The sequence below is a fragment of the Acinetobacter sp. 809848 genome, assembly GCF_000581275.1.
Taxonomy (GTDB): domain Bacteria; phylum Pseudomonadota; class Gammaproteobacteria; order Pseudomonadales; family Moraxellaceae; genus Acinetobacter; species Acinetobacter pittii.
In genome coordinates this window covers 1-13,230 of record NZ_JEXG01000012.1, presented here as the reverse complement: position 1 = coordinate 13,230, position 13,230 = coordinate 1, and the positions used below count along the sequence as shown (strand labels likewise).

Annotated in this window: 14 protein-coding genes; 10 read left to right on the top strand and 4 right to left on the bottom strand. The window is 38.0% G+C overall.

The window, feature by feature from the left end; genetic code table 11:
• The first annotated feature begins 15 nt into the window (after positions 1 to 15).
• The 9 genes from J536_RS12645 to J536_RS12605 all read left to right on the top strand — a co-directional run bounded on the left by J536_RS12645 (position 16) and on the right by J536_RS12605 (position 9,756).
• The gene (locus J536_RS12645) at positions 16 to 438 is read left to right on the top strand and encodes an Lrp/AsnC family transcriptional regulator (RefSeq protein WP_002120489.1); all 423 of its coding nucleotides are present in this window, start codon (positions 16 to 18) and stop codon (positions 436 to 438) included.
• 329 nt (positions 439 to 767) lie between these two features.
• Positions 768 to 2,198 (top strand): gamma-aminobutyraldehyde dehydrogenase, encoded by a 1,431-nt coding sequence (locus tag J536_RS12640; RefSeq protein ID WP_032063070.1) that lies wholly within the window; start codon positions 768 to 770, stop codon positions 2,196 to 2,198.
• 28 nt (positions 2,199 to 2,226) lie between these two features.
• Entirely contained in the window at positions 2,227 to 2,997 is a 771-nt protein-coding gene (locus J536_RS12635) for a nuclear transport factor 2 family protein (RefSeq protein ID WP_032063069.1), read from the top strand.
• A 55-nt stretch (positions 2,998 to 3,052) separates the two neighbouring features.
• Entirely contained in the window at positions 3,053 to 3,772 is a 720-nt protein-coding gene (locus J536_RS12630; protein WP_032063068.1) for a FadR/GntR family transcriptional regulator, read from the top strand.
• Positions 3,773 to 3,837: 65 nt separating this feature from the next.
• Complete coding sequence (locus tag J536_RS12625; RefSeq protein WP_005075618.1) at positions 3,838 to 4,545, top strand: cache domain-containing protein; 708 nt, start codon at positions 3,838 to 3,840, stop codon at positions 4,543 to 4,545.
• A gap of 186 nt (positions 4,546 to 4,731) precedes the next feature.
• Positions 4,732 to 6,063: an APC family permease gene (locus J536_RS12620; RefSeq protein ID WP_032037926.1), complete on the top strand. Its 1,332-nt coding sequence runs from the start codon at positions 4,732 to 4,734 to the stop codon at positions 6,061 to 6,063.
• Between the two features lie 18 nt (positions 6,064 to 6,081).
• Positions 6,082 to 7,527 (top strand): NAD(P)/FAD-dependent oxidoreductase, encoded by a 1,446-nt coding sequence (locus J536_RS12615; protein WP_032063067.1) that lies wholly within the window; start codon positions 6,082 to 6,084, stop codon positions 7,525 to 7,527.
• Positions 7,528 to 7,672: 145 nt separating this feature from the next.
• Positions 7,673 to 9,031, top strand: a complete 1,359-nt coding sequence (locus J536_RS12610) for an amino acid permease (protein WP_081404139.1) — start codon at positions 7,673 to 7,675, stop codon at positions 9,029 to 9,031.
• 365 nt (positions 9,032 to 9,396) lie between these two features.
• Positions 9,397 to 9,756, top strand: a complete 360-nt coding sequence (locus tag J536_RS12605; RefSeq protein WP_002120526.1) for a hypothetical protein — start codon at positions 9,397 to 9,399, stop codon at positions 9,754 to 9,756.
• A 157-nt stretch (positions 9,757 to 9,913) separates the two neighbouring features.
• On the opposite strand, the gene J536_RS12600 is transcribed toward J536_RS12605, so the two are convergent.
• The 3 genes from J536_RS12600 to J536_RS12590 are packed head-to-tail and all read right to left on the bottom strand — an operon-like array spanning position 9,914 to position 11,648.
• Complete coding sequence (locus tag J536_RS12600; RefSeq protein ID WP_002120567.1) at positions 9,914 to 10,594, bottom strand: DUF799 domain-containing protein; 681 nt, start codon at positions 10,592 to 10,594, stop codon at positions 9,914 to 9,916.
• Positions 10,591 to 10,959 (bottom strand): DUF4810 domain-containing protein, encoded by a 369-nt coding sequence (locus tag J536_RS12595; protein WP_032063065.1) that lies wholly within the window; start codon positions 10,957 to 10,959, stop codon positions 10,591 to 10,593. The genes J536_RS12600 and J536_RS12595 overlap by 4 nt, the downstream gene beginning before the upstream one ends.
• 17 nt (positions 10,960 to 10,976) lie before the next feature.
• Positions 10,977 to 11,648 carry a CsgG/HfaB family protein gene (locus tag J536_RS12590; protein ID WP_032056792.1) on the bottom strand — a complete coding sequence of 224 codons (672 nt, stop codon included), beginning with the start codon at positions 11,646 to 11,648 and terminating at the stop codon, positions 10,977 to 10,979.
• A gap of 299 nt (positions 11,649 to 11,947) precedes the next feature.
• Here J536_RS12590 and J536_RS12585 point away from each other — a divergent pair, with 299 nt between their 5' ends.
• Positions 11,948 to 12,418 (top strand): hypothetical protein, encoded by a 471-nt coding sequence (locus tag J536_RS12585; protein WP_032063064.1) that lies wholly within the window; start codon positions 11,948 to 11,950, stop codon positions 12,416 to 12,418.
• Positions 12,419 to 12,463: 45 nt separating this feature from the next.
• Here the strand turns inward: J536_RS12585 and J536_RS12580 are convergent, their stop codons facing one another.
• A complete protein-coding gene (locus J536_RS12580; protein WP_228130714.1) occupies positions 12,464 to 13,102 on the bottom strand; it encodes a TetR/AcrR family transcriptional regulator in 639 nt (212 codons plus the stop codon).
• Between the last annotated feature and the right edge of the window lie 128 nt (positions 13,103 to 13,230).

The following is a 13,230-nucleotide window of genomic DNA, read 5'->3' as shown; positions in this document are numbered from 1 at the left end:
ATTGACAATTACAATATGGATAACATTGATCAAATTATTTTAGGTTTGCTTAAAGATAACGCACGGATGTCTGTTACCGAATTAGCCGAAAAAGTTCACGTTTCACGGGCAACGGTCAAAAAGAGAATCGAATATTTAGAGTCTTCGGGCATTATTACCGGATATACAGTTCGTTTTAAACCCAATGCTGAACGAAACGTCATCCGTGCATGGATGAGCATTATGGTTGAAGGGACCAAAGCACAATCCGTGATTAAAGAATTACGCTTAGAAAGTGCCGTGGAATGTCTACATAAAACGAATGGCAAATGGGACATTTTGGTCGAGCTACGTTCTGATACTTTAGAAAACTTCGACAAGGTTTTAGAAAGAATTAGAAATATTTCAGGTATTTATAACAGTGAAACCAGCATTCTGCTTGCGAGTCATAAGACCTAATCATTCACTTTAATTTCAAATCATAAGATCAAAAAATTGGTGAGCTAGGTATAAACCTTGGTTCATCAAGCTGCTCTCGATTAGAAAAATTCTTCAATTGTCTTTCATCAAATCTACTGAACTATTAAGACAATCAACCTTATCTAAAAATCTTCAATAAATTTTTATTCTTTTTAAATAATCAAAATCAAAAACTTAAAATCTAATTTGATTTAAATTTTCACTTTTTTCACTCACTCCTCTCATCAAAGCATTTGACAGAAAATTTAAAACATAATACATATAGTATTATATGTTATATGTTAAAACCTAAGGACAAGGTATAAAAAATGGTTAAAACTCAACTACAACACTTCATTAACGGCGAATATGTTGCTAGCAAAGGAAATGATTATTTCGACTTGGTAAGCCCAGTGACTGGTGAAGTTTATGCACAATCACCGAATGCAACCGAGGCAGAAGTTGATGCAGCTTATGCTGCTGCAAAAGAAGCATTTAAAATTTGGGGACGCAGTACACCTTCAACTCGTCAAAAAGCATTACTGAATTTGGCAGATGCTATTGAAGCAAATGCTGATCGTTTGATTGAGGCACAAAGTCGTAATACGGGTCAGTTAAAACACTTAATTGCATCTGAGGAAGTAGGTGCATCAGCAGATCAGGTTCGTTTCTTTGCAGGTGCTGCTCGCCTACTCAATGGCACTGCTTCAGGTGAATATTTAGAAGGTTTAACCTCTTCTATTCGCCGCGAACCTGTCGGTGTAGTTGGTCAAGTCACACCTTGGAACTATCCACTCATGATGGCTGTTTGGAAAATTGCTCCAGCTTTGGCCGCTGGTAATACAGTGGTACTTAAACCAAGTGACACAACACCAGAAAGTACGCTTTTACTGGCAGAAATTGCTGCACCATTTTTCCCTAAAGGTGCATTTAACGTGGTGTTAGGCCAAGCTCAGGTGGGTTCAAAAGTGGTATCACATAAAACCCCTGCTCTCGTTTCGATTACAGGTTCAGTTCGTGCGGGATTACAAGTTGCAGCTTCTGCCGCAGCAAATCTAGCCAAGGCACATCTTGAGCTTGGTGGTAAAGCACCTGTAGTGGTTTTTGAAGATGCTGACCTCGACAAAGCAGTTGAAATGATTGCTTTAACAGGCTATTTCAACGCAGGTCAAGACTGTACTGCGGCAACACGTGTAATTGTGGCTGAAGCAGTTCATGATGAATTTTTAAGCAAATTAGTTGAAGCTGCAAAAAATACCCGTTTTGGTGAACCCGATGATCAAGACGCGCTTTATGGTCCACTTAACAATGCCAACCAATTGAAAAACGTTAAAGCGTTTATCGACAACTTACCTGCTCACGCCAAAGTTGAAACAGGTGGAAAACAAGCAGACCGTCCAGGCTTTTATTTTGAACCAACCGTTATTAGTGGCTTAAAACAACACGATGAAGCCATTCAAAATGAAATTTTTGGACCAGTGATTACTGTTCAAAAATTTACAGATGAAAATGATGCGATTGAAAAAGCCAACGATGTTGAATATGGCCTAGCTTCAAGTGTTTGGACTAAAGACCATGCCCGCGCCACTCGTCTGTCTCGTGAACTTGATTTCGGTACAGTTTGGATTAACACCCATATTCCTTTAACCGCAGAAATGCCACACGGCGGTTTCAAAAAATCAGGTTATGGTAAAGATTTATCTGGCTATGGTTTTGAAGAATATACTCGCGTTAAACATGTGATGAGTTCAAACGAATAATAACAATGAGTTTTGAAAGGAGATCAAAATGAATAAGCAAGAAATGAAAGACTTGGTGACTAAAGCCCATCACGAGCTATTTAATTTGCACGACACCACTGCTTTGGACCGTTATTTTTCTGAAGACTTTATAGAGCACTCGCCACTTGTTGCAAATGGTATTTCAGGCCTTCGCCAATTGGTAGAAGACTGTCCTGACATGCAACACGAAGCTGTGCGTGTATTGGCAGATGGTGACTTGGTTGCAATTCATGGCCGCTTTCAGGGTCTTGATGAAAACCCTTTAGTTGGTTTTGATATTTACAGAGTGAAAGATGGCAAAATTGTGGAACATTGGGATGGTCTTGTGGCAGAAGCTGCGCCAAATGTGAGTGGTAGAACTCAATTAGATGGTCCGACTGAAATCGTCACTCACCATGACCCAGAGGAAAATCGTGAGATTGTGACCTCTTTCTTTAAGAAGTCATTAATTGATGGCAATTACGAAGCATTTAAAGAATACACTCACAACGATCAGTTCATTCAACATAGTCCAGACATTGGCGATGGTGTTAAGTCAGTGATTGATTTTTTGAACAATATCCGTAATGAAGGACAAGGTTTGGTATACTCCAAAACGCATCGCTCCATTGCTGATGGTCAATTTGTCTTGACACATTCCGAAGGAAGTATTGCCGGAAATCGACATGCCTATTTTGAATTATGGCGTGTAGATAATGGCAAAATTGTTGAACTTTGGGATGCAATACCAGCTGTGCCTGAAGATGAACAGGCCGTCCATCAGTATGGCGTGTTTTAATCATTTATCCGTTTCATTAAGCTAAGTCTCTGACTTAGCTTTTAGAGAATTCGCCATGTCAGCATATACGATAATTTTTGCACCTATCGCTCAGGCAACTCGATCGGAACAAGTTGTAGAACGCTTGGAAAATGCAATTATCTCTGGATTGCTCAAAAGCAATGAACAGCTTCCTAACGAGGCGGATCTAGCTCGCTTAATGGGAGTGTCACCCATTACTGTCCGTGAAGCTTTAAATACTTTACGCGTAAAAGGTTTAATTGATACACGACGCGGGCGAAACGGCGGAAGCTTTGTTTGCGAGTTACCTTCCGATTTACTCTTAAACAAGCACCCTCTGCGTCAAGCTTCCAATGAATATCTAGCTGATTTAGGCGAGTTTCATAGTGCAATTTTAAGTCATGGTGCATATTTGGCAGCACAAAGAACTACTGAATATGAACTGGGTAAAATCAAAGAGCTTATTGATCAATTTGAACAGGCCGTTGAACCAGACACACGTGCCCAACTTGATTTACGTTGTTTGTTAACACTTACCTCTTTTGCTCAATCAGCTCGACTGGCAAATCAAGAGTTAACGATACAAGCTGAATGGGCACCGCTCATTGCTGTGCTTTACCAAGATGATCAATTTCATCAACTGGTCGTCGCTCAATACCACCAACTTTTAGCATCTTTTGTTCAAGGCAATGAAGATGATGCTGTTATTCAAGCGCGAAAAATCATTTCGATGCTAACAGACCAAATGCTTCGATATAAGTTATCTATCGAATAAAAACAATAAAGTAGAGCACTTATAAAATATCGAGTGAGAAATACGGAATTTTAGGAGTTATAGGAATGACCCAACATTTAGATATAGAAGAGCTTCAAAATTTGTTAAAGACGGTGGTTGAGGAAACGACAGCCATTACAGAAAAGCTGGCAACTAAAGCGAGCAAAATTCTTTCAAAACATGAACCTGAAAAAACAAAAGACGTTAAGCTTTCAGGTTCAGAACGCACGGCTTTGCAAAAAGAAATTAAAAAGGCCTTACAGGAAAGCCATTACAGTCAGGGTATTGGTTTTGCAAGTTATAGCCCTGCAACGCAAGAAGAGCAAGATTATTGGACACTCGAATGGTGGTATAAAAAAGAAGATCAGTTACAACAAGCTAAACTTGAAAACTATCAAAATGCTCAGCGATTTTTAGATTTCCGCTCTTTTGAATGGTTCCATAAACCTGCTCAAAACAAAAGTCCGTGCATCCATGGGCCCTATGTCGACTATATTTGCAATGGTGCATACACCATCACCCTTGCCCATCCAGTCATGATTCGTGATCAATTTATCGGTGTAATTGCTACCGATATTTTAGTTTCCGCACTCGAAAAAATTCTTATGCCGAAACTTAAAAACATAAAACAAAAAGCAATTGTGATTAACGACTCTTCTCGAGTGATTACTTCAAATGATATCACCATCAGAACAGGCACATTATTTAAAGGCCAAAGCCCCGAGCAGTTTCTGGCACGACCGTGTCAATCTTTTCAATTGGTCGTGATCTAGAGTTATATCAAAGATATAAGTATTTGATCTTGCTTTAGGGCATCACCAAGGCGAAACGGCCCCCCACTTTTGTACAAACTTTCTCCAAATAGACGTGTTTATTCAAGTCTAGGGGAAGTTTTGGCTCAAAAATAGCATCGCTTTTCCGGATGAAAAGCAAAACAACGAATTTGAGGTTGAAATGACATGGAAAATAAAACGTCTTCCTTAAAAAAACTGTCTCTTTGGCAAGTCACGATTATTGGTATTGCCTACATGACTCCCATGACAGTGTTTGATACTTTCGGTATTGTCTCTGGCATTACCAATGGACATGTACCACTGGCCTATTTACTCGCACTTGGCGCCATGCTACTCACCGCTTGGAGCTATGCAAGATTCAGTAAAAATTCTGAAAAATCAGGCTCGGCATATAGTTATACAGCTGAAAGTTTAGGGCCTAAAAGTGGCTTTTTTGTCGGTTGGTGCTCTCTGCTCGACTATTTGTTATTACCTCTCATTAATGTTTTGCTAGCCGCAATTTATCTCACAGCCCTTATTCCAAGTCTGCCTTACTGGTTCTGGGTAATTGTGTCGGCAAGCCTAGTCACTTTAGTAAACTGTTTCCGCATTCGGTTACTCGCCAATTTAAGCCTGTTGTTTGTGTTTGCACCGATCATACTCATGGTCATTTTTGTTTATTTAGTGATTAAGGGTATTGGCTCAACTCAAGGTTATGAGCATGTGCTTACATTGGCGCCACTCTGGCATGAGCACCAATCTTTACTCCCTCTCGTTGCGGGTGCCTCAGTTTTGTGCTTTTCATTTTTGGGCTTTGATGCGGTTACCACGCTTTCTAATGAAACCAAACAACCTACCAAAAATATTCCTCGTGCAGTCATGTTAACGACTCTCGCTGGTGGGCTGATTTTCTTCACGGCCGCTTGGTTTATTCAGCTTTATTTTCCAAACAATCTTCGTTTTCAACATCCTTCAGAAGCGTTGCCTGAAATTGTACTTTACGTTGGTGGTGCTTTTTTTCAATCCGTATTTTTATGCGGACAAATTATGAACACAGTCGCCTCTGGCCTTGCTTCACATGCCAGCGCTTCGCGTTTACTGTATATAATGGGTACCGATAATATTTTCCCTAAAAAGTATTTTGGGACAATTCATATTTCATTAGGTACACCGTTTTTTTCGGTTTTGTTTGTTGGTCTTATTTCAATGTCAGCGGTTTTTCTAGACTTAGCGCAAGTCGTCAGCCTAATTAGCTTTGGTGCCCTAGTCGCTTTTACAGCCGTGAATTTCTCTGTTTTTATGAAGTTTTATATTAAAGATAAACAGCGTTCAGGGTTTAAAAATAAATTTCTAAACCTATTTTTACCGCTTATATCAGTCTTTAGCATTATTTGCCTCTGGCTTAATCTCGATTCATCTTCACTCATGTTTGGTTGTTTCTGGTTAGCTTTGGGTGTTCTCCTATTTATCTATAAAACGATTAAAAAACAAAGTATTGCTATTAGTAATGCTTATTAATTTTTAAGGAACTTTATTATGAAAATTATTTCTAAACCTCAACTTTTAAAAGACGTGGAATATAAACCAAGTAAATCTCTACAAGTGGGTAAAGAGTGGAGCTGGTTAAATCCAAAACATAAAAAATTTGATACATCCACGGTTAATGACACTTCGGTAGATAACCCTGCAAACTATTATGAAAGCTCACTTTCTGATTGGCATACATTTGACAGTTTAAAAGCTGATATTGAATGTGATGTGGTGGTTATTGGCGGTGGTTTATTGGGTTCATCTACGGCCTTACATTTAGCTGAACAAGGCGTAGAGACTGTTTTATTAGAAAAAAACCGTGTAGGTAGCGCAGCTTCTGGACGCAATGGCGGACAACTCACCCCTGGTTTAGCTCGCTGGGAAGCTCAAGAAATGGCCGATCGCTTGAGTTATGAAGATGCCAAAAAACTCTGGCATTTTACCTCTACAGAAGCGATGCAACTGATTGATGACATTTCGGAAAAATACCAACTCAACTTTGACCGCAAATACGGCCACATTACCGCCGCCGTTCATGAAGGGCATTTAGTTGGTTTAACACAAGGCGCCGATGCACGAAAATACTTAGGTGAAGACCATACCCGCATTGTGGGTAAACACGAACTCATGGACTATATTAAATCTGACTACTATACAGGGGGTTTAATTGATGAGTTGGGGGGACAAATCCATCCTTTAGCTTTAAACCGTGGTTTAATTTATGGCTTTTGCCAAAATGGCGGTTCTGTCTATGAACAAACAGAAGTCATTTCAATAGAAGAAAAAGCAGATGGTATTTATGTTCAAACAGCAAATGCGGTCGTAAAAGCTAAAAAGTCTGTAGTTTTAGCAGTACACCATGCTTCATTTAAACTTTTATCAGAGCAAAACAATACCACAATTCCGTTCTATACTTATGTTGCGACGACTGCCCCGCTAGAGCTTGATACAAAAGAGCTTTTACCATTTGGGCATCCGGTCTATGACACTCAGTTCCAAATTGATTACTACCGTCCCGTGTTTAACAACCGCTTATTGTTTGGTGGCCAAGGTACAGGAACCTGCTGGGGTCCAGAGAAAACTTTAAATTATTTAGAGCATCGAATTCATACAGTTTTCCCGCAAATTAAAAATCTAGAGATGGATTTTGTCTGGAGTGGCACGACCGATTTAACCGTAAATGGTGCAGTAGATAGCCGTAAGTTTGGTCATAAATTCCCAATTTATGCTGTTCATGGTTGGAGTGGTCACGGCGTTGCTCAGACGGTACGTATTGGTAAAGCCATTGCAAATGACTTTGTTGGGCAATCTAACGACTTCGAAATGTTATCTAAAATTGATCATCAAAATATTATTTTTGGTCGTACCCTAGCACCCGTGGTTATTCCACTCGCAAAAAGTATGTATGGCATCGGTGCAATGATTAATCCGGGCAAAATGGTATCTTTCTAATTTATAAAATAACCGATTTCAAAAAGGGATCCGTATAGCTTTGTACGGATCCTTTTTATTTAGCTGAGTAAAATCCTTTTCAAACTAGGTTATCCCTAACCAATCTATTACAATAGCGCCAGCTTTTTTATTCAGCGCATATATTTTGAGCAATTCATCTTCCCAATTAAAACGCGGACTTAAAAATCGCCATATCCAGTTGATCGCTATGGGTGGTGCTGTCGGGACAGGTTTATTTTTAGGCTCTGCACAAGTCATCCAGTCTGCTGGTCCTTCTATTATTTTAGGTTATGCCATTGTCGGTTTGGTCGCATTTTTAATTATGCGCCAAATGGGTGAAATGATCGTAGAAGAACCTGTGGTTGGTTCCTTTAGTTACTTTGCACAAAAATATTGGGGGAAATTCCCTGGTTTTTTATCGGGCTGGAACTATTGGGTGGTTTATATTCTGGTCGCGATGACCGAATTAACAGCAGTTGCTAAATATGTACATTACTGGTGGCCCCACATTCCTGCTTGGATATCAGCCTTATTTTTCTTTGTTTTGGTCACATGTTTGAACTTAGGCAACGTTAAATTTTATGGTGAATCTGAGTTTTGGTTAGCCATTATTAAAGTTGCGGCGGTCATTGCCATGATCGTGTTTGGCTTATATTTGTTGCTCACCGCAGGTAATGATTCTATCGCTAGCTTTGCAAACTTATGGCAGCATGGCGGATTTTTCCCGCATGGGTTCTCGGGCCTATTTTATATGCTCGCCTTTTTAATGTTTGCATTTGGCGGTATTGAACTGATTGGGATGACTGCCGCTGAAGCTGAAAATCCAGAAAAAAGCATTCCACAAGCCATTAACCAAGTCATCTTTCGAATCTTGGTTTTCTATGTGGCTTCGCTTGCTATCATCATGTCACTCATTCCGTGGAATCAGCTTGACCTCGGTGGTTTAGATAAAAGTCCATTTGTGATGATTTTTAGCCAACTTGGGATTGGCTGGGCAGCGCATTTGCTTAACTTTATTATTTTAACAGCCGCACTGTCTGTTTATAACAGCGGCATGTACGCAAACAGCCGTATGTTATATGGCCTCGCTGTACAAGGTCACGCATCCAAAATTTTTACAAAAGTCAGTAAACAAGGGGTTCCAACATCTGCTGTTATCTTTTCTTCTATTCTAATTTTTGGTTGTGTATTACTGAACTACTTTATCCCAGAAGAAGCTTTAAGCTATCTCATGTACATGGCCGTGGCTGCATTGGTTTTAAACTGGGCAATTATTAGCTTTACTCATTTAAAGTTTAAACGTGCCATGAAACTTGAAGACAAAGTTGCCAAGTTCCCTGCACTATTTTCACCTTTAAGTAACTATATCGTTTTGATTTTTATTGGCATGATTTTATATATCATGTGGACAAAAGGGTTTGAAAAATCTGTGATTTTAATTCCAATTTGGATTACATTCATGTTTGGATTATATAAATTTTTGAGTTGGAAAAAATCAATCTAATCTTTAAAGAAGGCTTATTCAAACAGAATAGGCCTTTTATCATTTAACAGCTTGTTACTCTAAGTAACTTCAGAAAAACCATTCACATTCTATTCATCATTATTAAATTGTTCTCTACTAAACACATGGATATGTAAGCCTTAGTCATTCTAAACATTAGTATTTAGTGGGATAATTATTAAAGTACAAGTGTTTACATGATCTATAAATATTTGTGTCAATGTTCAGCTAAAATCAAAGCAGACCAGTTTATCGTTACGATCACTCAATAGGCAAAAGATACTGCATCGCAAGACAGGTTCTTTACCCACTGCACTGATTTAGCCGTCAACTGTGTCACTCAATGATGAAAGACAGGAAATTTTATGGAAAAAGCTCTGCAATGTCCTAAGTGTGGTTCTACAGAAATTGAAGCACGTGACCATGACAAATTACTTAGAACAACTGGCGGTGTTTTACTCACAGCTGCTGGTACAACGGCAGGCACTGTAGGTGGTGCTGCAACTGGTGCTACTGTTGGAGCAGCTATTGGTACTGTTGCTGGTCCTTTAGGTGTAATTGTTGGCGGAACTGTAGGGACTTTTGTTGGTGCCATTAGTGCAGGAATTACTGGCGGTGTAGTTGGTAATATTTTTGGTAAGAAAGCTGGCGTAATAATCGACAAGAATATTTTTCAAGATTATCGCTGTTTAAAATGTAAATACCGTTTTAAGCAAAAGAAGTAATTTAAATTAAATAGGAGAACTAGTTACTCTAGCTCTCCTACCTAATCAAAAAATTTATAAACTATCTGGAATAATAAATTTTTATCTAGCATTTCATATAATTAAACTAGATTGCAGCCTATTTTTAATAAAGTAAAACTTTAGTTAAGACTTTAATTTACTTAGCTACTACTCCATCTTGTTGATATTTTGGTGAACGTGGACCATATAACAACCCCATACCCGGATTATAAGTCGTCGGGGTAAAAAGTTGAGTATTTACCATACTCGCTAATGGATAAGCCCGATCAGTAAAGCTGCCAGCAATCTGTTCAACTAAAGCACCGACGACCATTCCAATTAAACCCGCATTACCATCATTACTTGCTTGAACAAGTTTTTTCTCACCTGTCCAAATCACATCTCCAGTTTTTAAATCAACAAGCTTTGCATCAGCACTTACTGTCGCGACACTCTGAATCACTTGGTATTTAGAACCATATTCTTTAATTCGAATATATAAAGCTGCGTCTGCACCAAAAATCTCTTGTAATTTCTGAGGTGCAATAGACTGAGCATCACTGCCATTAGTAACCCCATTCTCTTTAAACATATTGTCTACGACAGAGATTGGGAAAACGTAATAACCAGCTTCTGCCACAGGTGCCACCACAGTAGGCCAATAACTATAAGTCGCTTTTACATCAGGCGAATCATTGACTGGAGGCAATACCAAAATCGATTTTGGCATATGAGCTTTATAAGCTGTAATATCTTTATTAGGTTGTGGAGTAACGGCACATCCAGTAAATGCAAGGCTAGAGATAACCAAACCAGCAATTAGAAATTTCTTCATCATGATTTTGCATTCGCACCATTCGCATTCATTTTTTGCAATAAGCGATCCATTAAAACTGTAGATTCTGGATATACTTGTCGTTCAAGCTGGAAATACTCAATTGCTTTTTGAGAATTATTCTCTTGTAAATACAATAATCCTAAATGCGCATATAAACCTGGCGGAACGGCTAAGCCCTTGCCTTTAGTTTTCTCAATTTCAGCTTCTAATTTCGTGATTTGCGTACTTGGTGTCGCTTTCTCAGGTGAGTTATACATCAAATAGGTTTGATGAGTATAAGTTCCCCAATTATATAAAGGTTGAGGACCAGCGGCACACCCAACCAATCCCATAGCAAGAAAACTGCTTAAAAGAATTTTTTTCATTTAACACATATCCAAAATTATTGAATTGACCAACGGTTATTTTGAATATCTGTTACAAGATTATTAACTGCTTCACGAACAGCTAAATCAAGTACTTTGCCATTTAAAGTCGAATCATAAGAAGCTGTAGAGCCAAAACCTAAAACTTCACGTGCGCCTAATGCATATTCACCCGCACCTTGTACGGAATGCACAACTTCTGATGTTTTTACATCAACGACATTTAGATTAACTTTTGCATAAGCAACTTGCTGTTTACCGCGACCTAAAATACCAAATAACTGTTGATCGCCTACTTCTTTACGACCAAATTCAGAGACATCACCAGTAATAACGTAGCGAGCACCTTTAATAGATTGAGCAGTATTGCTATAACCTACTTCTTGTTTAATTTCTGATAGATTATCACGGTTTAAAACTGAAAAATAGCCAGTTTGCTGTAAATGTGTTTCAAGAATAGTTTTCGCCTGCCCGCCTAGACGGTCTACATTATCAGAGAAAACACCTCTCATATAACTAGAGCGATTATCAAACTTACCAATAGAAATAGGAGTTTTTACTCCGGTATATTTTGTTGTAGCAGTAGCAGCAGTGACTTGTGGACTTTGTATCGTTCTTGAAGTTTCAGTAGTTGAACAAGCAATTAAACCGAAAGAACTCGCCATAGTAATGATTAATATTTTTTTCATGTTTACTCTATAATGATTACAAAATATAAAGAATACATATTATATACAAAAAGACTATCAAATAAGCGAATAAATTAGGACTCTAATAAAAAATTTATTTAATTCGTTTAAATAATTTTTAAAGAAGCAAAAAATTTATTCTATAGATAGTTAATTATATGAAACCTATTATTAGTAAATTAATCATGGTTTTCCGTGGTATAGAAAAATCTATCTATGATATAAAAATCAGCCACTTACTTTACGCTTTAAAGAAGATATGAAACAATTATGCCCTAATACAACTTCTGAAATTACAAATGAAAAAATTATTACTTTTAAGCTTAGTTAGCATTTTCAGCTCATATAGTTTTGCAGAGGACAATAGCTCGATTTATCGGGGACTTGGTACTGGTCCTGAAGATTTTTTAAAGTTTCAAATTCTTAAACAAAAAGGTTTCCTAGCCAAAAAACCTAATATTTCAAGAGCAGACTATAACGATATATACAAACTCAAAAAACCTTATGAATTTATGGGACAAAACGTTGTGCTTATTTCAGATGAATATATGTCTGAATATGTGGGCTGTTGTGTGAGTGAAGGTTGGGGAGCTGTATTTAAGCAAACCACCAATTTAATATTAATTGAAAAATTTGCAAAAAAGAATCAATGTAATATCGCTCCGATAGAAACCGATAGCACTTACTATGGGTTTAAAATTAGTTCTCTACCAAAAGGTAATTACTATGAATTATCCTGCCGCGAACGTGATTTAGATGAGTCTCAATAAGTCAAAATTAAACTCTGAAAATAAGAGCCAATATTCCTGTTTAGCTTAAAATATCAGCCCCATATAAACTAAGTGAGCAAGATGCTTTTGAACTACCTTTTCAAAAGCATCTTGTTCCAAAGCACTATTCCTCAAGTTATTTAAAAAAAACCGCTCCAACACCTCATCCCTCTCACTCAAACTATTGGTACTTAAAAACCCAAACATCAAACCATCTATTAGATTTAAAACCATATCGGCATCAGGTTTTAAGCCACGACTTTCTAGACTAAATATCAAATCAAAAAGCTCTTTAAGTACCCATTTTCTATATTCAATCGCCATGCGGTAAGCTCGAGGATAAAGCGGTTTTAATTCAAAAATGGCTTTAAACAAAAGATGGTAATGGCTATTTACATCAACATGTAAGCGGACAATTTCTTTGAGTTTATCGGCTGCGGTTGGGTAGCGGTGTGAGTAGACAATTGCCAGTACTTCTTCTTTGAGTCGGCTTTTTTGAAAGATTAAGCACATTTCAACAAGGCGTTCTTTCGAGTGGAAGTAGTTATAAAACGTGGCTTTTTGAATTTTAGATTTTTTAATAATCAGGTCTACGCCTGCATTGTGAAATCCATACGTCGTAAAGAGTTGGATGGCAGTTTGAACAACCTGTAATTTTTTGGAAGATATTTCTAAAGTTGGCATAGTTTTACCGTTATAAATTCTTGTTGTTTCTAAATGAGATAAAAAGCCTGTGCCCTTTCTGGGAGAAAAAAAGGCACAGCAAAGCCGTAAGACGGTGCTTGGCACATCTCAAGTTTTGTTTTGCTAAG

What these genes read in the sequence shown, in the direction of transcription:
- J536_RS12595 (WP_032063065.1), bottom strand. Translation starts at nt 10,959, where the DNA reads ATGAAAAAAATTCTTTTAAGCAGTTTTCTTGCTATGGGATTGGTTGGG.
- J536_RS12620 (WP_032037926.1), top strand. Translation starts at nt 4,732, where the DNA reads ATGGAAAATAAAACGTCTTCCTTAAAAAAACTGTCTCTTTGGCAAGTC.
- J536_RS12585 (WP_032063064.1), top strand. Translation starts at nt 11,948, where the DNA reads ATGAAAAAATTATTACTTTTAAGCTTAGTTAGCATTTTCAGCTCATAT.
- J536_RS12615 (WP_032063067.1), top strand. Translation starts at nt 6,082, where the DNA reads ATGAAAATTATTTCTAAACCTCAACTTTTAAAAGACGTGGAATATAAA.
- J536_RS12630 (WP_032063068.1), top strand. Translation starts at nt 3,053, where the DNA reads ATGTCAGCATATACGATAATTTTTGCACCTATCGCTCAGGCAACTCGA.
- J536_RS12580 (WP_228130714.1), bottom strand. Translation starts at nt 13,102, where the DNA reads ATGCCAACTTTAGAAATATCTTCCAAAAAATTACAGGTTGTTCAAACT.
- J536_RS12600 (WP_002120567.1), bottom strand. Translation starts at nt 10,594, where the DNA reads ATGATGAAGAAATTTCTAATTGCTGGTTTGGTTATCTCTAGCCTTGCA.
- J536_RS12635 (WP_032063069.1), top strand. Translation starts at nt 2,227, where the DNA reads ATGAATAAGCAAGAAATGAAAGACTTGGTGACTAAAGCCCATCACGAG.
- J536_RS12590 (WP_032056792.1), bottom strand. Translation starts at nt 11,648, where the DNA reads ATGAAAAAAATATTAATCATTACTATGGCGAGTTCTTTCGGTTTAATT.
- J536_RS12605 (WP_002120526.1), top strand. Translation starts at nt 9,397, where the DNA reads ATGGAAAAAGCTCTGCAATGTCCTAAGTGTGGTTCTACAGAAATTGAA.
- J536_RS12625 (WP_005075618.1), top strand. Translation starts at nt 3,838, where the DNA reads ATGACCCAACATTTAGATATAGAAGAGCTTCAAAATTTGTTAAAGACG.
- J536_RS12645 (WP_002120489.1), top strand. Translation starts at nt 16, where the DNA reads ATGGATAACATTGATCAAATTATTTTAGGTTTGCTTAAAGATAACGCA.
- J536_RS12640 (WP_032063070.1), top strand. Translation starts at nt 768, where the DNA reads ATGGTTAAAACTCAACTACAACACTTCATTAACGGCGAATATGTTGCT.